Genomic DNA, 16877 nt, shown 5'->3' with positions numbered 1-16877 from the left:
CCCCTCTCCCCAACCCTCTCCCGCGAGGGGAGAGGGGGCAAGCCCACACAGCGGGCGGAACGCCTCGTCGTGCCCGCGTCCGCCCCTCTCCCCTCTCCCCTCGCGGGAGAGGGGTCGGGGGAGAGGGGGCGTCGTCACGCCCTGAAACGTCGGCCCGGCACAATCGCCGGCTATGCGTTTTTTCCGGGATGTCAACCTGCCCGCCTTCACCGCCGGCTTCGTCGCGGTGCTGGTGGGCTTCACCAGTTCGGTGGCCATCGTGTTCCAGGCCGCGCAGGCCTTCGGGGCCGATGCGCGGGAGATCGCCTCGTGGATGTGGGCACTGGGCCTCGGCATGGGCCTGGCCACGGTCATCCCGTCGCTGTGGCTGCGCAAGCCGGTCATGGTGGCCTGGAGCACGCCCGGCGCGGCTGTGCTGGCCACGGCCGGTGCCGGCTATTCCATGGGCGAGGCCGTGGGTGCCTTCATCGTCTGCGCCGCACTCATCACGCTGGCCGGCGCCACCGGCTGGTTCGAGCGGGTGATGAACCGCATTCCCATGGCCATCGCCTCGGCGCTGCTGGCGGGCGTGCTGGCGCGCTTCGGCCTGTCGGCCTTCACGGCCGCGCAGACGGCGCTGCCGCTGGTCCTGCTGATGCTGGCCACCTACCTCGCGGGCAAGCGCTGGCTGCCGCGCTACGCCGTGCCGCTGACCCTGGCGGCGGCCATCGCCTATGCGGCCGTGCGCGACCAGCTGGCGTGGAGCACGGTGCACTTCACGCTGGCCATGCCGGTGTTCACCATGCCGCAATTCACGTGGCAGGCGGCCATCAGCCTGGCGCTGCCGCTCTTCGTCGTGACCATGGCCTCGCAGAACCTGCCCGGCGTGGCGGCCATCCGTGCCGCGGGCTATGACATGCCGGTCAGCAAGCTGATCACGCTGACCGGCGTGGCCACGCTGCTGCTGGCGCCCTTCGGCGGCTATGCGCTCAACCTGAGCGCCATCACCGCCGCCATCTGCATGGGCCGCGAGGCGCACGAAGACCCACACAAGCGCTACACCGCCGCCGTGTGCTGCGGCCTCATCTACGTGCTGATCGGCTGCTTCGGCGCTGCGGTGGCGGGACTGTTGACGGCCTTTCCGAAGGAGCTGGTGGCGGCCATCGCCGGACTGGCGCTGCTGTCGACCATCGGCGGCGGCCTGGCCACCGCGCTGCGCGACGAGGCGCACCGCGAGGCGGCGCTCATCACCTTCCTGGTCACGCTCTCGGGCCTCACCCTATTCGGCATCGGTTCCGCCTTCTGGGGCGTGGTGGCTGGCGCGGCCGCGCTGCTCGTGCAGCAGGCCGGCCGGCCAAAGACCCCCACCGGCAAGGACATCGCGCCTGCCTGCAAGATCAGGCTGGACGCCCGCCAGGGCGGCCACGACAACAAGCACACGCCATCATGAACTTCCTCTTCGTCGCCGATCCGCTCGACCTGTTCAAGACCTACAAGGACACCACCTTCTCGATGATGCGCGAGGCCCAGCGGCGCGGCCACCGCATCGCCGCCTGCCTGCCGCAGGACCTGGGCTGGCGCTCCGGCGGCGTGGTCGAGGCCGAGGTGCTGCGCATCACGCTCACCGGCGATGCCGAGGACTGGTACACGGTGGACCAGCGCGAGCGCGTGCCGCTCAAGGACTTCGACGCCGTGCTGATGCGCAAGGACCCGCCCTTCGACGCCGAGTACATCTACGCCACCCACCTGCTGGAACAGGCCGAGCGCGAGGGCGCGCGCGTGGTCAACAAGCCGCGGGCGCTGCGCGACCATCCGGAAAAGCTGGCGATCATGGAGTTTCCCGAATTCACCACGCCCACGCTGGTGACGCGCAGCGACGCGGCGGTGCGCGCCTTCCATGCCGAGCACGGCGACATCATCCTCAAGCCGCTGGACGGCATGGGCGGCATGGGCATCTTCCGCGTCAAGCAGGACGCGCTGAACCTGGGCTCCATCATCGAGACGCTCAACAAGGGCGGCGCCGAGACGATCATGGTCCAGCGCTTCGTGCCCGAGATCAGCCAGGGCGACAAGCGCGTGCTGGTGATCGCCGGCCAGCCCGTGCCCTACTGCCTGGCACGCATTCCGCAGGGCACCGAGGTGCGCGGCAACCTGGCGGCCGGCGGCAAGGGCGTGGCCCAGCCGCTGTCGGCCGACGACCGCCGCATCGCCGAGGCCATCGGCCCCAAGCTCTTCGCGCGCGGCCTGCTGCTGATCGGCCTGGACGTGATCGGCGGCTCGCTCACCGAGATCAACGTCACCAGCCCCACCTGCTTCCAGGAGATCCACGACCAGACCGGCTGCGACGTGCCGGCGCTGTTCGTGGATGCGCTGGAGGCGCAGGTGCGGGCGGGCTGAGCGGACTGCCCGCCGGCGCTCAGACGACGCCGCGGGCGCGCAGGCCCGCGATGTCGCCGGCGCCCAGGCCCAGCCGTTCCGCCAGCACCGCGTCGGTGTGCTGGCCCAGCGCCGGCGGCGCGTGGCGCAGGGTGGGCGGCGTGTCCGACAGCCGCAGCGGGCTGGCGGCCGTGACCACGCGGTCCACCACCTCGCCGGCCGGCCGTTCGCCGTCGGCATAGCGCCGCTGCGTCACGGCCAGGCCACGGGCCTGCGCCTGCGGATCGGCGAAGGCCTGGCCGACGTCGTTGATGGCGCCGCAGGGCACGGCCTTGTCTTCCAGCAGCGCGATCCAGTCGGCCGTCGGGCGCTGGCGCGTGATGGCCTCCATCAGCGGGATCAGCGCCGCGCGGTGCACCACGCGCGCCGCGTTGGTGGCGAAGCGCGGTTCCTGCGCCCAGCCGGTGCCGGCGGCGGCGCAGAAGCGGGCGAACTGCCCGTCGTTGCCGATGGCCAGCAGCATGCGGCCGTCGGTGGTCGGAAAGTCCTGGTAGGGCACCACGCTCGGATGGCTGTTGCCCAGGCGGCCCGGCACCTGGCCGCTGTTGAGATAGCCCGCGCCCTGGTTGGCCAGCACGGCCATGGCCACGTCCATCAGCGCCATGTCGATGTGCTGGCCGCGGCCGGTGCGGTGGCGCGCCTCCAGCGCACCCAGGATGGCGGTGGTGGCGTACATGCCGGTGAACAGGTCGATCACCGCCACGCCCACCCGCAGTGGGCCGCCGCCGGGTTCCCCGTCCGCGCGGCCGGTCACGCTCATCAGCCCGCTCATGGCCTGCACCAGCAGGTCGTAGCCGGCGCGCGGCGCGTACGGTCCGGTGTGGCCGAAGCCCGTGACCGAGCAGTAGATCAGCCGCGGGTTCAGCGCCGACAGGCTGCCGTAGTCCAGGCCGTAGCGCGCCAGGCCGCCGGTCTTGAAGTTCTCCACCACCACGTCGCTCTGCGCCGCCAGCGCGCGGATGAGTTGCTGGCCTTCGGTTGTGGCCATGTCCACCGTGACCGAGCGCTTGTTGCGGTTGCAGGCGGCGAAGTAGCAGGCCTGGTCCGTGGGCTGGCCGGCCTCGTCGGCGAAGAAGGGCGGCCCCCAGCGGCGGGTGTCGTCGCCTTCGCCGGGCTTCTCGATCTTGACGACGTCGGCGCCCAGGTCGGCCAGGTTCTGCGTGCACCAGGGGCCGGCGAGCACGCGCGAGAGGTCGAGCACCCGCAGGTGCGACAGCGCGCCGGCGGGCGCTTGGTGGGTGGGCGATGGGGAAGCGGTCATGCGGACTTGTCTCCGCGGCCTTCTGGCGGGCCGCGCGCGCATGCTACGGCGCGGGCGCAGCGGCTGCTTTTCATTTGTGGAAGGCGGGCTTCCACCGAGGCGCAGCGCTGCGGCGACGGCCGGGGGCATTCCTAGAATGCCCGCCCATGGCCATGCATTTCGACCTGGTGGACCTGCGCCTGATGGTGCACATCGCCGACGCCAACAGCATGACGCGCGGCGCGGAGCTGTCCTTCATCTCGCTGCCGGCGGCCAGCACCCGCATCAAGAACCTGGAGGAAGGCATCGGCACCAAGCTGCTCTTCCGCACCAACCAGGGCGTGACGCTCACGCCGCCCGGCCAGGCGCTGGTGACGCATGCGCGCGCCGTGCTGGGCCAGATCGAGCACCTGCGCGGCGACATGCAGGAATACGTGCGCGGCATCAAGGGCCATGTGCGGGTGTTCGCCAACACCACCTCGCTCAGTGAATTCCTGCCGCCGGTGCTGCGGCACTTTCTGCGGCGCAACCCGGACGTCAACATCGACCTGCGCGAACGCCTGTCGCACGACATCGTGCGCGCGGTGATGGACGGCCAGACCGACATCGGCATCGTGGCCGGCCTGGTGCGCACCGAAGACCTGGAGACGCTGCCCTACCGCCGCGACCGGCTGGTGCTGGTGGTGCCGCAGGGCCATGCGCTGCAGGCCGAGGCGCAGATCGACTTCGCCGACACGCTCGCCTTCGACCACGTGGGCCTGCACGAGTCCAGCGCCATCCACGCCTTCCTGCGGCAGGCCAGCGACCAGCTGCACAAGCCCATCAAGCAGCGCATCCAGGTGGGCAACTTCGAGACCGCCTGCCGCATGATCGCGTCCGGCGTGGGCGTGGGTGTGCTGCCCGAGTCGGCCGCCAGCCGGCATGCGCAGGCCATGGCCATCGGCATCGTGCCGCTGTCGGACGCCTGGTCGGTGCGCGAGATGCAGATCTGCATGCGCCGGCGCGAGACGCTGCCGGCCTTCGCGCAGGAGCTGGTGGCGCTGCTCGTGGCCGATGCGCAGGGGCGGCTCGATCCGGACTGAGGCAGCCTGCGTCGCGGCCTTCCCTCAGGCCACACGCCCATCCCGCGCCATGGCCCGCGCGATGATGATCTGCTGGATCTGCGTGGTGCCCTCGTACAGGCGCAGCAGCCGCACGTCGCGGTAGAAGCGCTCGATGCCGTACTCGGCCATGTAGCCGGCGCCGCCCAGGATCTGCACCGCGCGGTCGGCGATGCGGCCGCAGGCCTCGGTGGCGAACATCTTGGCGCTGGAGGCCTCGATGGCCACCGGCAGGCCCTCGTCGCGGCGGCGCGCGGCCTCCAGCGTCATCGATTCGGCGGCGAACAGCTCGGCCTGGCTGTCGGCCAGTATGGCCTGCACCAGCTGGAAGTCGGCCACCGGCTGACCGAACTGCTTGCGCTCCACGGCGTAGGCCAGCGCGTCGCGCAGGATGCGCCGGGCCAACCCCACTGCCACCGCCGCGATGTGGATGCGGCCCTTCTCCAGCACCTTCATCGCGGTGCGGAAGCCCTGCCCTTCGCGCCCGCCGATGAGGTTGGCGGCCGGCACCCGCACGTCGTCGAAGATCACGTCGCAGGTGTGGGCGCCGCGCTGGCCCATCTTGCGGTCGTTCTTGCCGAAGCGGATGCCCGGCGTGCGTGCGTCGACGATGAAGGCCGAAATGCCGCCGGCGCCCTTGTCCTGCGGATCGGTGCGCGCCATGAGCGTGAACATGCCCGCATGCGGCGCGTTGGTGATGTAGCGCTTGCTGCCGTTGACCACGTAATGGTCGCCGTCGCGGATGGCCGTGGTGCGCAGCGAGGCGGCGTCCGAACCGGCCTCGGGCTCGGTCAGCGCGAAGGAGGCGATCAGCTCGCCGCTGGCCAGCCGCGGCAGCCAGTCGCGCTGCTGCTCGGGCGTGCCGTCGATCAGGATGCCCTGCGAGCCGATGCCCACGTTGGTGCCGATCACCGAGCGGAAGGCGGGCGAGGTCTGGCACAGCGCGAAGAGCACGCGGGCCTCTTCCTCCATGGTGAGGCCCAGGCCGCCGTGCTCTTCGGGGATCGACAGGCCGAACAGGCCCAGCGCGCGCATGTCCTGCACGATGTCGGCGGGCACTTCGTCCGTGCGCTCCACGGTGTCTTCGGCGGGCACGAGGCGGTCGCGCACGAAGCGGTTCACGCTGTCGAGCAGCGCGTCGAGGGTCTGGGTATCGCGGATCATGGGGCTCGTCTCCTCACAGGCTGTCGGCCGTGCCCAGCACGGCGGTGGATTGGCTGGACAGCGTGCCGCCGTTGCCGTGGACCACGGCCGTGCGGTGCGTCGCCAGCTGGCGCTGGCCGGCCTGGCCGCGCAGCTGCCGCACGGCCTCGATCAGGGCGAAGATGCCGTACATGCCGGGGTGCACGCAGGACAGTCCGCCGCCGTTGGTGTTGACGGCCAGCCGCCCGCCCGGCGCGATGGCGCCGCCCTCCACGAAGGGGCCGCCCTCGCCCTTGGCGCAGAAGCCCAGGTCTTCCAGGAACAGCAGCGTGTTGATGGTGAAGGCGTCGTAGAGCTGGGCCATGTCCATGTCGGCGGGCCCCAGGCCTGCCATGGCGAAGGCCTGAGCCCCCGACTGGGCGGCCGCGGTGGTGGTGAGCACCGGCATGCACGAGATCTGCCGGTGCCACACGGCCGTGGCCGTGCCCAGGACATAGACCGGCGGCTGCGGCAGGTCGCGCGCGCGGTCGGCGCGCACCAGCACCAGGGCGCCGCCGCCGTCGGTCACGAGGCAGCAGTCGAGCACGCCCAGCGGGCTGGCGACGGGCCGCGCGGCCAGCACGTCGTCGACCGTGAGCGGATCGCGCCGGAAGGCCTCGGGATTGCGCTGGGCCCAGGCGCGGGCGGCGACGGCCACCTCGGCCAGCTGGGTGCGCGTGGTGCCGAACTCGTACATGTGGCGCGCCGCGGCCAGCGCATAGGCGGTCACGGGCAGCACCGGCTCGTAGGGCGATTCCCAGGGCTGCGGATCGAGGAAGCGCCGTGCCGCCTGCATTTCCCGCCGGCCGAAGCTGGCCGAGCGCTGCGCGCTGCCGTAGCACACCAGCACCGCCTTGCACTGGCCCGCCTCCAGCGCGCGGATGGCCGGCAGCAGGTGGGCGATGAAGCTGCTGCCGCCCAGCATGGTGCCGTCCACGTAGCTGGGGTTGAGGCCCAGGTGCTCCACCACCGGCATGGCCCACATGCTGGCCGCCACGCTGCAGGTGGCGATGCCGTCGATGTCCTGCATCGTCAGGCCCGCATCGGCCACCGCCGCATGGGCGGCGCGCACCAGCAGCGCCATGTCGTCCATGCCCGGCGACTCGCCGCAGCCGTAGGTGGCGGCCCCGGCGATGGCGACGCGGCCCCGCAGGCCGCGGTTGACGGTGCCGGCATCGAGCGCGGAACGGGGGATCTGTCCGGCCGTGGTCATGCCGCACCGCCTTCCTCGGGCTGGAAGAGCACCAGCCCGCGCCCCTCGCGCTGGACGACGCGCGCCTTCACGCGCTGGCCGATGCGCACGGCCTCGGGCACGATGCCTTCCACGCGGCTCATCATGCGCACGCCCTCGTCGAGGTCGATCAGCGACACGTTGTAGGGGCCGCCGTCCTCGGCCTTGCGGTGGACCGTGCTGGCCGAATGGACCTCGCCGGTACCGCGCGCCCGCACCCAGCGCAGCGGGGCAGCGCCGCAGTGGGGGCAGAGTTCGCGCGGCGTGAACACATGGCGACCGCACTGCGGGCAATGCTGCAGGCAGAAGCGGCCGGCATCCAGCTCGGCCTGGTAGTGGGCGCCCGCGCCGACGTGCATGGTGGGAGAGGGTGTGCTGGACATGGGTCAGGACACCGTGATGCCGGCCGTCTTGATGACCTTCGCCCACTTGCCCATCTCGCTGTGCAGCCGCTGGCGCATGGCCTCCTGCGTGCCCGGGTCGGCCTCGGCGCCCGCGTCCAGCAGCCGCTGGCGCACGGCCGGGTCGTTGAAGGCGGTGTTGAAGTCGGCATTGATGCGGTCCAGCACCGGCTGCGGCGTGCGCGCCGGCGCGAACAGCGCCGCCCAGGAATAGGCCTCGTAGCCAGGCAACCCGGACTCGGCCACGGTGGGCACCGACGGCAGCATGGCCGAGCGCTGCGGGCTGGCCACGGCCAGCACCTTGATGCGCCCGGAGCGGATGTGCGGCAGCGCCGTGGGTGCGTCGCTGAACATCAGCTGCACCTGCCCGCCCAGCAGGTCGTTCATGGCCGGCGCGCTGCCTTTGTAGGGCACATGGAGCAGCTTCGTGCCGGCCTCCATGTTGAACAGCTCGCCCGCCAGGTGCGTGCCGCCGCCGTTGCCGGAGGAGCCGAAGCTCAGCTGGCTGCCCGGCTTCTTCGCCAGCGCGATCAGCTCGGCGATGGTGTTGGCGGGCACCGCGGCGTTGGCGACCACGAACACCGGGAATACGGCCGCGAAGCTCACCGGCGCGAAGTCTTTCTCGATGTCGTAGGGCAGCTTGCCCATGAGCGCAGGGTTGACCGCATGGTGGATGGCGCCCACGAACAGGCCGTAGCCGTCGGGCGCCTCCTTGGCTGCGACCGTGGCGCCGACGGTGCCGCCCGCGCCGGCGCGGTTGTCGATGACGGTGGGCGTCTTCCAGATCTCCGACAGCCGCTGGCTGGCGATGCGCGCCGTGGTGTCCACCGGCCCGCCGGGCGGGAAGGGCACGATGAAGCGCACCGGCCGGCTGGGCCAGGGCTCGGCGGCCAGCGCACCGATCGGCCAGGTGGCGGCGGCCAGCAGGCCACCGGCGAGCCAGCGTCGGCGGTCGGAATCGACGGGGATGGTGGGCATGGCGTGTCTCCTTCTTCTGGTGTCAATGCGTCGGCGCCTCGGCCCACTCGCGCAGCACGCGCCGCAGGACCTTGCCGTTGGTGTTGGTGGGCAGCTCGTCCAGCGCCACGATGCGCGCCGGGCGCTTGTAGGGCGCCAGCAGCGGGCGCAGGTGGGCCTGCAGCGCCGCGGCGTCGAGCAGCGCGCCGCGGCGCAACTCGACATAGGCCACGATGGCCTCGTTGCCGTCGTCCTCGGGGCAGCCGACCACGGCCGAGCGCTGCACCGCGGGATGGGTGTTGAGGGCCAGTTCCACCTCCGCCGGGTACACGTTGAAGCCCGAGCGGATGATCATTTCCTTCAGCCGACCGACCACGAAGAGCGCGCCGTCCGCCGCGAGCTCGCCCAGGTCGCCGCTGGCGTACCAGCCGCCCGGGCGCATGGCTGCGGCGGTGGCTGCGGCATCGCGGAAGTAGCCGGGCATGAGGCCCCGGCCGCGGATCCACAGCTCCCCGCGCTCGCCCACCGGCAGCAACCGGCCCGTCGCCGGCTCCACCACCTGCAGTTCGGCCTCGGCCACCCGGTGGCCGGCGCTGGTGTCGTCGCGCCGCTCACCCAGGCGAGTGACGTGCACCGAGCCGGCGTACTCGGACAGGCCGTAGCCGTGATGCAGTACCTGGCCGAAGGCCGCCTCCACGCGCCGCTTGAGCGCCAGGTCCAGCGGCCCGGCGCCGGTGTAGAGGTAGCGCAGGTGGGGTGCCTCGGGCCGGGCGATGCCCTCGTGCTCCAGGTGGGCCAGCAGGCGCGAGAACAGCGCCGGCGGCCCCTGCAGCTGCGAGACGCCTTCATGGGCCAGCGCCTGCAGCAGGTCCTGCGGTTCGAACTGCGGCCGCATCACCAGCTGCGCGCCCGCCAGCAGCGAACTCATCAACACCGTGCCCAGGCCGAAGATGTGGGTCATCGGCACGAAGGCATAGCTGCGGTCGTCGGGCCCCAGCTGGCGCGAGGCGCCCGATACGCGCGCGAAGTGCAGCAGCGCGTCGTGCGTGAGCATCACGCCCTTGGGCCGTCCCGTGGTGCCCGAGGTAAAGATGAGCGCGGCCACGGCGCCGCGCTCGCCGAGCTGCGGATCGGGCTCGGGCCGCGCGGCGGCGCGCACGGCCGTGCGTAAGAGGCCCGGCACGGCCGAAGGCATGGCGTCCATCCGTCCCGCATGGGCGGCGGCGCCGTCGCTGGCCTGGGCCGTGAAGTACACCAGCCGCGCGTCGGCGGTGGTGTCGAAGCCGTCGACCTCGGCCGGTGCCATGCGCGCGTTGACGCCGCAGGACCAGGCGCCGACGCGGCTGCAGGCCAGGATCAGCGCCGCATGCTCGGGGCCGTTCTCGGCCACCACCAGCACGCGGTCGCCAGGCCGCACGTCCAGCGAGCGCAGCTCGGCCTCGGCGGCATCGGTCATGGCGCCCAGGTCGGCGAAGCTCAGGCTGCGGCCGTCGGGCAGGTGGATGAAGGGCCGCTGCGGCGCTTCGGCCAGCCAGCGGTCCAGGGCGTGGTGCAGGCGGGTGGGCATGTCAATCCACCACGATGCCCTGGGTCACGGTGGACCACAGCGCCCGCTCCTTCGCGGCGCGCTCGGCCAGCTTCTGCGGCGCGCCGGTCCATTCGTCGTAGCCCAGTTCCTTCAGGCGCTTGGCCAGCGCCGGTTGCGCCAGGGCGGCCGTGATGGCGCGGTTGAGGCTCTCCACCTTGGCCGCGGGCAGGTCCTTGGGTCCGTAGATGCCGTACCAGCCGCCGACGTCGAAACCCTCCAGCCCGGCGATGCCCGATTCGGCCAGGGTGGGCACCTCCGGCAGCGTGGCGTTGCGCTGCGGCGAGGTGACGGCGATGGGGCGCACCTTGCCGGCGGCGATGTAGGTGCCGGCGGTGCTGATGATGTCCATCATCAGGTCGATCTGGCCGCCGATCAGATCCGTCATGGCCGGCGCATTGCCCTTGTAGGGAATGTGATTGAGCGCGATGCCGCTGCGCTTGGCGAAGAGCAGCATGCCCAGGTGGTTGGAGCCGCCCACGCCCGCGGAGCCGTAGCTCAGCCTGCCCGGGTTGGCCTTGGCGTAGGCCACCAGCTCGCGGGTGGTCCTGAAGGGCTCGTCGTTGTTGGCGACCAGCACGTTGTAGTAGCTCAGCACCGGCGCCACCGGTGCCAGGTCGCGCGCCGGGTCGAAGGGCATGCGCGCCATCACGTTGGGGCTGATGGTGATGGTGGGGCTGGCCGCGAAGAACAGCGTCAGGCCGTCGGGCCTGGCCCGCACCACCTCGCTGCCGGCCAGCGTGGCGTTGGCGCCGGGCTTGTTCTCCACCAGCACCGGCCCCCCCAGTTCGCGCGAGAGCGCGACGGCCACCAGGCGCGCGCCCTGGTCCACCGGCCCGCCGGCCGCATAGCCGACGATGAGGCGCACCGGCGGGTTGTCCTGCGCGAGCGCGGGCGGCAGTGCGAAGGCGGCGGCAAGGGCCAGCGCCGCCCTCAGCAAGGAGCGCCGGGCGGTGCGGATCGGGGAATGGGCCATGGTTGTCTCCTTGTCTTGGTATGAACGGGTGGCCGGCGGCCCCCTGGAACTCAGGCGCGCTCGAACACGGCCGCGATGCCCTGGCCGCCGCCGATGCACATCGTCTCCAGCGCATAGCGGCCCTGGCGGCGCTGCAGCTCGTGCATCAGCGTGGCCAGGATGCGTACGCCCGTGGCGCCGATCGGGTGGCCCAGCGAGATGCCCGAGCCGTTGACGTTGAGCTTGTGGGCGATGGCGTCCTGGTCCTGCCAGTCCCAGCCCTGCAGCACGGCCAGCACCTGGCAGGCGAAGGCCTCGTTGACTTCCACCAGGTCCATCTGGTCCAGGGTGAGGCCCAGGCGCGCCAGCAGCTTCTGCGTGGCCGGCACCGGGCCGATGCCCATGTGCGAGGGCTCGCAGCCGGCCGCGGCCCAGCCCACCAGCGTGCCCATGGGCGTGAGGCCCAGTTCGGCCAGCGTGTCCTCGGCCACCACCAGGCAGGCCGCGGCGGCGTCGTTCTGCTGGCTGGCGTTGCCGGCAGTGACGCTGCCCTCGGCCATCAGCGGTTTCAGGCGGGCCAGGCTCTGCGCGGTGGTGTCGGGGCGAATGCCTTCGTCGCGCGCGACGCGCAGCGCCTCGCCCTTGCGCTGGGGCACGCTCACCGGCACGACCTCGGCGTCGAAGCGGCCGGCCTCCCACGCGGCGGCGGCGCGCTGGTGGCTGCGGGCCGCGAAGGCATCGGCGGCGTCGCGGCCGATGCCGTAGTCGCGCGCCAGGTTCTCGGCCGTCTCGATCATTCCGGAGATGCGGCCGAAGCGCGCCACCGGCTGCGAGCGTTCGCGGCCGCGCTCCAGCCGGTCGTAGAAGCGCACGTTGCCCGAGCGTGCGCCCCAGCGCATGTCGGTGCTGTAGTACTCGATGTTGCTCATGCTCTCCACGCCGCCCGCCAGCACCACGTCGGCGGCGCCGCTCTGCACCATCATGGCTGCCGTCACCACGGCCTGCAGGCCGCCGCCGCAGCGCCGGTCCAGCTGCATGCCGGGCACGCCCACGGGCAGGCCGGCCTGCAGCGCGGCCCAGCGGCCCACGCAGGGCACCTCGCTGCTGGCATAGGACTGGGCGAACACCACGTCGTCGATGCGGGCCGGGTCGATGCCGCTGCGGTCGACGACGGCGCGCACCACGGTGGCGGCCAGTTCCTCGACGGGCACCGGTCGAAGGCTGCCGCCGAAGGCGCCGACGGGCGTGCGCAGGGGGGTGACGATGGCGGCTCGGCGCATGGGGACTCCTGGGACGATGAAGGGAAAGGCCGTCAATGGAAGGCCGCGCCGCACTGGCGCAGCAGCGCATGCGCCTCGTGGGCGAGGGCGGCGCGATGCTCGGGCGCGGCGATGTCGACGAGGCGCTGCACGCGGCGCGACAGCGGCTGGCCGCGCAGGTCGGCCACGCCGTGCTCGGTGACGATCAGGCCGGCATCGCTGCGGGCCGTGCTCACGGGGCCGGACAGCCGCGCCACGATGCGGCTGCGGCCCTGGTGCGAGGCGGGCAGCGCCACGATGGGCAGGCCGCCACGGCTGCGCGCAGCGCCGCGCAGGAAGTCGGCCGCGCCGCCCACCGCGCCCACGTACACGCCGCCGGCGACCTCGGCATTGACCTGGCCGGTGAGGTCGACCTCGATGGCGGCGTTGATGGCGGCGAGGCGATGGCTGTCGGCCAGTACCTGCGCGTCGTGCGTGTAGCGGGTGTCGCGCAACTGCAGGGCCGGGTTGCGGTGGGCCCAGCGGCGCAGGGCGGCGCTGCCCATGAGGATGCCGGCGATGCCCGTTCCGGTGTCGCGTGTCTTGCGGGCATTCGTGAGCGCGCCGGCCTCGGCCAGCGCGGCCACGCCGTCGCCCACCGCGCCGCTGTGCAGGCCCAGGTCGCGGTGGCGGTGCAGCGCGGCCAGCACCGCCTCGGGCAGGTTGCCCACGCCGAGCTGCAGCGTGGCACCGTCTTCCACCAGGCCGGCGATGTGCGCGGCGATGGCCAGTTCTGCGGCACCGGGCGCGGCGCGCCGCAGCGCGAGCGGCGGATGGGCAGCGTCCACCAGCAGGGCGAAGTCTTCGGCGCGCAGCAGCGGACCGCCGGCCGTCCAGGGCACCTCGGGGTTCACTTCGCCGACCACCACCCGCGCGCGGGCGATGGCCGCTGGCAGGTACTCGCAGGCCTGGCCCAGGCTGTAGCGGCCCTGCGCGTCGGGCGGCGACAGCTGCAGCAGCACCACGTCGGCCGGCAGGCGGCCCTGCTCGATCAGGCCGGGCAGTTGCGAGTAGTGGCAGGGCAGGATGTCCAGCACACCGGCCTGCGCCAGCGCGCGGTGCGCGCCACCCGCCGCGTAGCCGAAGAAGTCCAGCACGTCCGCCTGCACGGGCTGCAGCGTGTCCGAGGCGGCGATGCCGACGAACACCCGCAGCCGGCCCTCGCCTGCGAGCGCCTGTCGGTGGGCCACCAGCGCACGGGTCAGCGTCAGCGGCTCGGCCGTGGCCTGGCCCCACCAGAGCGTGTCGCCCGGGCGGACCAGGGCCTGCAGGCGTTCGGCGAGGCCGTCCGCCGAATGGACCTCGGCGCCGCCCGCGCTGCGCGTGCTCATGCGTCGCGGTTCCAGTCGAAGCGCAGCGGCTGCCGGTCGCGGAAGCGCTGCACCGCGTCCTGGTGGTAGGCCGAGCCTCGGCACATCGTCTGTGCATAGGCCTCCATCTCGGCCAGGGCGGCGGCGTCCTGCTCGAAGGCGCGGTTCATGATGGTCTTGGCCATGCCGATGGCGGCGGTCGAGGCCTCGCCGAAACGGCGCGCCAGGGCCAGGGCCGCGGCCTGGAGCGCCTCGGCGTCGGCCACCACCTGGTAGACGATGCCGAGCGACTGCGCCTCCTCCGCGCCGAAGCTGCGGGCGGTGAAGACCAGCTCCTTGGCCTTCTGCCGGCCCACGATGCGCGGCAGCAGGTGCATGGCGCCCAGGTCCGGCACCAGGCCGATGCGGCCGAACACGGCGCAGAAGCTGGCGCGGCGCGTGGCTAGCACGAAGTCGGCCGCCAGCGCCAGGCTCAGGCCGGCACCGAAGGCCGGGCCGTCGACGGCGGCGATGACAGGCTTCTCGAGGTTCTCCAGCGCCGGGAACCAATGGTGAAGCTGCCGGATGCGGTCGCGCCAGGGCAGACCGGTCTGGGCCGGGTCCAGCATCTGGCCGATGTCGCCGCCGGAGCAGAAGGCGCCGCCGGCACCCTGCAGGATCACGGTGTGCACCTGCGCGTCGTCGCGCATGCGGCCGATGGCGGCGGCCAGCGCCGGCCGCATGGCCTGGCTCAGGGCGTTGCGTGTCTCGGGGCGGTTGAGCGTGATGGTGCCCACGCCGCCCTGCACGTCGGTGAGGATGGGGTTGTCGTCGGACATGGCGGCGCCGTCAGACCGGGTCCCAGCTGAATACGTCGGCCGAGCGGTCCATCGGCACGAAGGCGGCCTTGAGGGCCGGCATGCCGTGCTCGGCGATGAACTGCGGGGACCAGCCCTCGCTGCGGTGCACCGAACGCAGGGGCCGCGGCTGGCTCATGACGAAGATCTCGTTGTTGCGCACCGCGAAGACCTGGGCGTTGACGCCGGCCGCCGCGTCCGACAGCAGGTAGACGGCCAGCGGCGCGATCTTGCCCGGCGTCATCTGCCGCAGCTTCTCCACCCGGGCCTGCTGCTCCGGCGTGTCGGTGGGAATGGCGCCGATCATGCGGCTCCAGGCGAAGGGCGAGATGCAGTTGGAGCGCACGTTGAACTTCTGCATGTCCAGCGCGATGCTCTTCGACAACGCCACCACGCCCAGCTTGGCTGCGCTGTAGTTGGCCTGGCCCAGGTTGCCGATGAGGCCGGAGGTGGAGGTCATGTGCACGAAGGCGCCGCTCTCCTGCTCCTTGAAGTGGTTGGCCGCGGCGCGGCTCATGTAGAAGCTGCCGTACAGGTGCACGCGGATCACCGCGTCCCATTCGTCCACGCTCATCTTGTGGAAGAAGCGGTCGCGCAGGATGCCGGCGTTGTTGACCACGCCGTCGAGGCGGCCGAAGTGGTCGAGCGCGCACTGCACGATGCGGCCGGCGCTCGCGGCCTCGGACACGCTGTCGGTGCTGGCCGCGGCCTGGCCGCCGGCGGCGCGGATCTCGTCCACCACGCGCTGGGCCGGGCCGGCGTCGGTGCCCTCGCCGGTGGTGGAGGTGCCGATGTCGTTGACCACCACCCGTGCGCCCTCGGCCGCCAGGGCCAGCGCCATGTCGCGGCCGATGCCGCCGCCCGCGCCCGTGACCACTACCACCTTGTCCTGCATCATCTTCTGCCCGGCCATGTCTCGTCCTTGTCGTTCTGATGGCCCGAGCTTCGCCGCATCGGCGGCGCGGCACCATTCGCCATTGCGAAGGCCGGACTTCGGCTGCATGGAAGGGCACGGCGTCGCGTGCGTGGAAGGGCACGCCTTCGCATGCGTGGAACGGCCGCCTTCGCCGCTGCGAAAGCCCCGCTTTCACAAAGCCGGCTTGCCGCCGCGCGCGCGGGGGCCGACCATGGCGGCCATGATCGACAAGACGCTGTCACACAACCACCACGAGATCCGCGACGCGGTGCGCGCCCTGTGCGCGGAATTCCCCGACGCCTACTTCCGCGAGATCGACGCGCAGCGCGCGTACCCCGAGGCCTTCGTCGACGCGCTCACCCGTGCCGGCTGGCTCGCGGCGCTGATCCCGCAGGAATACGGCGGCTCGGGCCTGGGCCTGACCGAGGCCAGCGTGGTGATGGAAGAGATCAACCGCTGCGGCGGCAACGCCGGCGCCTGCCACGGCCAGATGTACAACATGGGCACGCTGCTGCGCCACGGCTCCGAGGCGCAGAAGCAGAAGTTCCTGCCGCGCATCGCCAGCGGGGAATGGCGGCTGCAGTCGATGGGCGTGACCGAGCCCACCACCGGCACCGACACCACGAAGATCAAGACCACGGCCGTGAAGAAGGACGGCCGCTACGTGGTCAACGGCCAGAAGGTGTGGATCAGCCGCGTGCAGCATTCCGACTGGATGATCCTGCTCGCGCGCACCACGCCGCTGGCCGAGGTGACGAAGAAGTCCGAGGGCATGTCGATCTTCATGGTCGACCTCAAGGAGGCGCAGCAGCGCGGGCTGACGGTGCGGCCCATCGCCAACATGGTCAACCACGAGACCAACGAGCTGTTCTTCGAGAACCTGGAGATCCCGGAAGAGAACCTCATCGGCCAGGAGGGCCAGGGCTTCAGGTACATCCTCGACGGGCTCAATGCCGAGCGGACGCTGATCGCGGCCGAATGCATCGGCGACGGCTACTGGTTCATCGACCGCGTGACGCACTACGTGCGCGACCGCCAGGTCTTCGGCCGGCCCATCGGCCAGAACCAGGGCGTGCAGTTCCCCATCGCCGATGCCTTCATCGAGGTCGAGGCCGCCAACCTGATGCGCTGGAAGGCCTGCGAGCTGTTCGACGCCCACCAGCCCATGGGCACGCAGGCCAACATGGCCAAGTACCTGGCGGCCAAGGCCAGCTGGGAGGCCGCCAACGCCTGCCTGCAGTTCCACGGCGGCTTCGGCTTCGCCTGCGAATACGACGTGGAACGCAAGTTCCGGGAGACGCGGCTCTACCAGGTGGCGCCGATCTCCACCAACCTGATCTATTCGTACGTGGCCGAACACGTGCTCGGCCTGCCCCGTTCGTTTTGAGACCACCCCGTTTGGACTTCCTCACTGCGTGTGGAAGTCCAATCCCCCTCAAGGGGCGCACGCT

General features: G+C 71.9%; 15 protein-coding genes. 4 read left to right on the top strand and 11 right to left on the bottom strand.

Translation table 11 applies throughout. The features are described from left to right. Positions 1-172 precede the first annotated feature (172 nt). Both NS331_RS23805 and gshB read left to right on the top strand, forming a co-directional pair. Entirely contained in the window at positions 173-1429 is a 1257-nt protein-coding gene (locus tag NS331_RS23805; protein WP_058644409.1) for a benzoate/H(+) symporter BenE family transporter, read from the top strand. Next, complete coding sequence (gshB, locus tag NS331_RS23800) at positions 1426-2376, top strand: glutathione synthase (RefSeq protein WP_058644408.1); 951 nt, start codon at positions 1426-1428, stop codon at positions 2374-2376. The genes NS331_RS23805 and gshB overlap by 4 nt, the downstream gene beginning before the upstream one ends. Before the next feature lie 19 nt (positions 2377-2395). On the opposite strand, the gene NS331_RS23795 is transcribed toward gshB, so the two are convergent. Beyond that, on the bottom strand, positions 2396-3676 hold the full coding sequence (locus NS331_RS23795) for a CaiB/BaiF CoA transferase family protein (protein WP_058644407.1): 1281 nt from the start codon (positions 3674-3676) through the stop codon (positions 2396-2398). Positions 3677-3822: 146 nt separating this feature from the next. Here NS331_RS23795 and NS331_RS23790 point away from each other — a divergent pair, with 146 nt between their 5' ends. Beyond that, a complete protein-coding gene (locus NS331_RS23790; RefSeq protein ID WP_058644406.1) occupies positions 3823-4737 on the top strand; it encodes a LysR family transcriptional regulator in 915 nt (304 codons plus the stop codon). A 24-nt stretch (positions 4738-4761) separates the two neighbouring features. Here NS331_RS23790 and NS331_RS23785 read toward each other — a convergent pair whose 3' ends face one another. From NS331_RS23785 to NS331_RS23740, 10 genes are read right to left on the bottom strand one after another with little or no spacing between them, the layout of a single operon-like run. Beyond that, on the bottom strand, positions 4762-5919 hold the full coding sequence (locus tag NS331_RS23785) for an acyl-CoA dehydrogenase family protein (protein ID WP_058644405.1): 1158 nt from the start codon (positions 5917-5919) through the stop codon (positions 4762-4764). 13 nt (positions 5920-5932) lie between these two features. Further along, complete coding sequence (locus NS331_RS23780) at positions 5933-7150, bottom strand: thiolase family protein (RefSeq protein WP_058644404.1); 1218 nt, start codon at positions 7148-7150, stop codon at positions 5933-5935. Next, a complete protein-coding gene (locus NS331_RS23775) occupies positions 7147-7527 on the bottom strand; it encodes a Zn-ribbon domain-containing OB-fold protein (protein WP_058644403.1) in 381 nt (126 codons plus the stop codon). The genes NS331_RS23780 and NS331_RS23775 overlap by 4 nt, the downstream gene beginning before the upstream one ends. 27 nt (positions 7528-7554) lie before the next feature. Continuing rightward, on the bottom strand, positions 7555-8547 hold the full coding sequence (locus NS331_RS23770) for a Bug family tripartite tricarboxylate transporter substrate binding protein (protein ID WP_058644402.1): 993 nt from the start codon (positions 8545-8547) through the stop codon (positions 7555-7557). A gap of 22 nt (positions 8548-8569) precedes the next feature. Beyond that, on the bottom strand, positions 8570-10093 hold the full coding sequence (locus NS331_RS23765; protein WP_058644401.1) for a class I adenylate-forming enzyme family protein: 1524 nt from the start codon (positions 10091-10093) through the stop codon (positions 8570-8572). Between the two features lies 1 nt (position 10094). Next, on the bottom strand, positions 10095-11087 hold the full coding sequence (locus NS331_RS23760) for a Bug family tripartite tricarboxylate transporter substrate binding protein (RefSeq protein WP_058644400.1): 993 nt from the start codon (positions 11085-11087) through the stop codon (positions 10095-10097). A 50-nt stretch (positions 11088-11137) separates the two neighbouring features. Next, a complete protein-coding gene (locus NS331_RS23755; RefSeq protein WP_058644399.1) occupies positions 11138-12346 on the bottom strand; it encodes an acetyl-CoA C-acetyltransferase in 1209 nt (402 codons plus the stop codon). Between the two features lie 32 nt (positions 12347-12378). Beyond that, on the bottom strand, positions 12379-13695 hold the full coding sequence (locus tag NS331_RS23750) for an acetyl-CoA hydrolase/transferase family protein (protein ID WP_058644398.1): 1317 nt from the start codon (positions 13693-13695) through the stop codon (positions 12379-12381). Further along, positions 13692-14492, bottom strand: a complete 801-nt coding sequence (locus NS331_RS23745; protein WP_058644397.1) for an enoyl-CoA hydratase/isomerase family protein — start codon at positions 14490-14492, stop codon at positions 13692-13694. Before NS331_RS23745 ends, NS331_RS23750 begins: the two co-directional genes overlap by 4 nt. A 10-nt stretch (positions 14493-14502) precedes the next feature. Next, positions 14503-15408, bottom strand: coding sequence for an SDR family NAD(P)-dependent oxidoreductase (locus tag NS331_RS23740; protein ID WP_058644411.1), 906 nt, complete (start codon positions 15406-15408; stop codon positions 14503-14505). Between the two features lie 238 nt (positions 15409-15646). Here NS331_RS23740 and NS331_RS23735 point away from each other — a divergent pair, with 238 nt between their 5' ends. Further along, positions 15647-16813: an acyl-CoA dehydrogenase family protein gene (locus NS331_RS23735; protein WP_058644410.1), complete on the top strand. Its 1167-nt coding sequence runs from the start codon at positions 15647-15649 to the stop codon at positions 16811-16813. The last annotated feature ends 64 nt before the right edge of the window (positions 16814-16877 follow it).

Origin of the sequence: Pseudacidovorax intermedius (assembly GCF_001476815.1) — a bacterium.
Classification (GTDB): Bacteria; Pseudomonadota; Gammaproteobacteria; order Burkholderiales; family Burkholderiaceae_C; genus Xenophilus; species Xenophilus intermedius_A.
This window is presented reverse-complemented; position numbering and strand designations above follow the sequence as displayed.

What these genes read in the sequence shown, in the direction of transcription:
- NS331_RS23805 (WP_058644409.1), top strand. Translation starts at nt 173, where the DNA reads ATGCGTTTTTTCCGGGATGTCAACCTGCCCGCCTTCACCGCCGGCTTC.
- gshB (WP_058644408.1), top strand. Translation starts at nt 1,426, where the DNA reads ATGAACTTCCTCTTCGTCGCCGATCCGCTCGACCTGTTCAAGACCTAC.
- NS331_RS23795 (WP_058644407.1), bottom strand. Translation starts at nt 3,676, where the DNA reads ATGACCGCTTCCCCATCGCCCACCCACCAAGCGCCCGCCGGCGCGCTG.
- NS331_RS23790 (WP_058644406.1), top strand. Translation starts at nt 3,823, where the DNA reads ATGGCCATGCATTTCGACCTGGTGGACCTGCGCCTGATGGTGCACATC.
- NS331_RS23785 (WP_058644405.1), bottom strand. Translation starts at nt 5,919, where the DNA reads ATGATCCGCGATACCCAGACCCTCGACGCGCTGCTCGACAGCGTGAAC.
- NS331_RS23780 (WP_058644404.1), bottom strand. Translation starts at nt 7,150, where the DNA reads ATGACCACGGCCGGACAGATCCCCCGTTCCGCGCTCGATGCCGGCACC.
- NS331_RS23775 (WP_058644403.1), bottom strand. Translation starts at nt 7,527, where the DNA reads ATGCACGTCGGCGCGGGCGCCCACTACCAGGCCGAGCTGGATGCCGGC.
- NS331_RS23770 (WP_058644402.1), bottom strand. Translation starts at nt 8,547, where the DNA reads ATGCCCACCATCCCCGTCGATTCCGACCGCCGACGCTGGCTCGCCGGT.
- NS331_RS23765 (WP_058644401.1), bottom strand. Translation starts at nt 10,093, where the DNA reads ATGCCCACCCGCCTGCACCACGCCCTGGACCGCTGGCTGGCCGAAGCG.
- NS331_RS23760 (WP_058644400.1), bottom strand. Translation starts at nt 11,087, where the DNA reads ATGGCCCATTCCCCGATCCGCACCGCCCGGCGCTCCTTGCTGAGGGCG.
- NS331_RS23755 (WP_058644399.1), bottom strand. Translation starts at nt 12,346, where the DNA reads ATGCGCCGAGCCGCCATCGTCACCCCCCTGCGCACGCCCGTCGGCGCC.
- NS331_RS23750 (WP_058644398.1), bottom strand. Translation starts at nt 13,695, where the DNA reads ATGAGCACGCGCAGCGCGGGCGGCGCCGAGGTCCATTCGGCGGACGGC.
- NS331_RS23745 (WP_058644397.1), bottom strand. Translation starts at nt 14,492, where the DNA reads ATGTCCGACGACAACCCCATCCTCACCGACGTGCAGGGCGGCGTGGGC.
- NS331_RS23740 (WP_058644411.1), bottom strand. Translation starts at nt 15,408, where the DNA reads ATGATGCAGGACAAGGTGGTAGTGGTCACGGGCGCGGGCGGCGGCATC.
- NS331_RS23735 (WP_058644410.1), top strand. Translation starts at nt 15,647, where the DNA reads ATGATCGACAAGACGCTGTCACACAACCACCACGAGATCCGCGACGCG.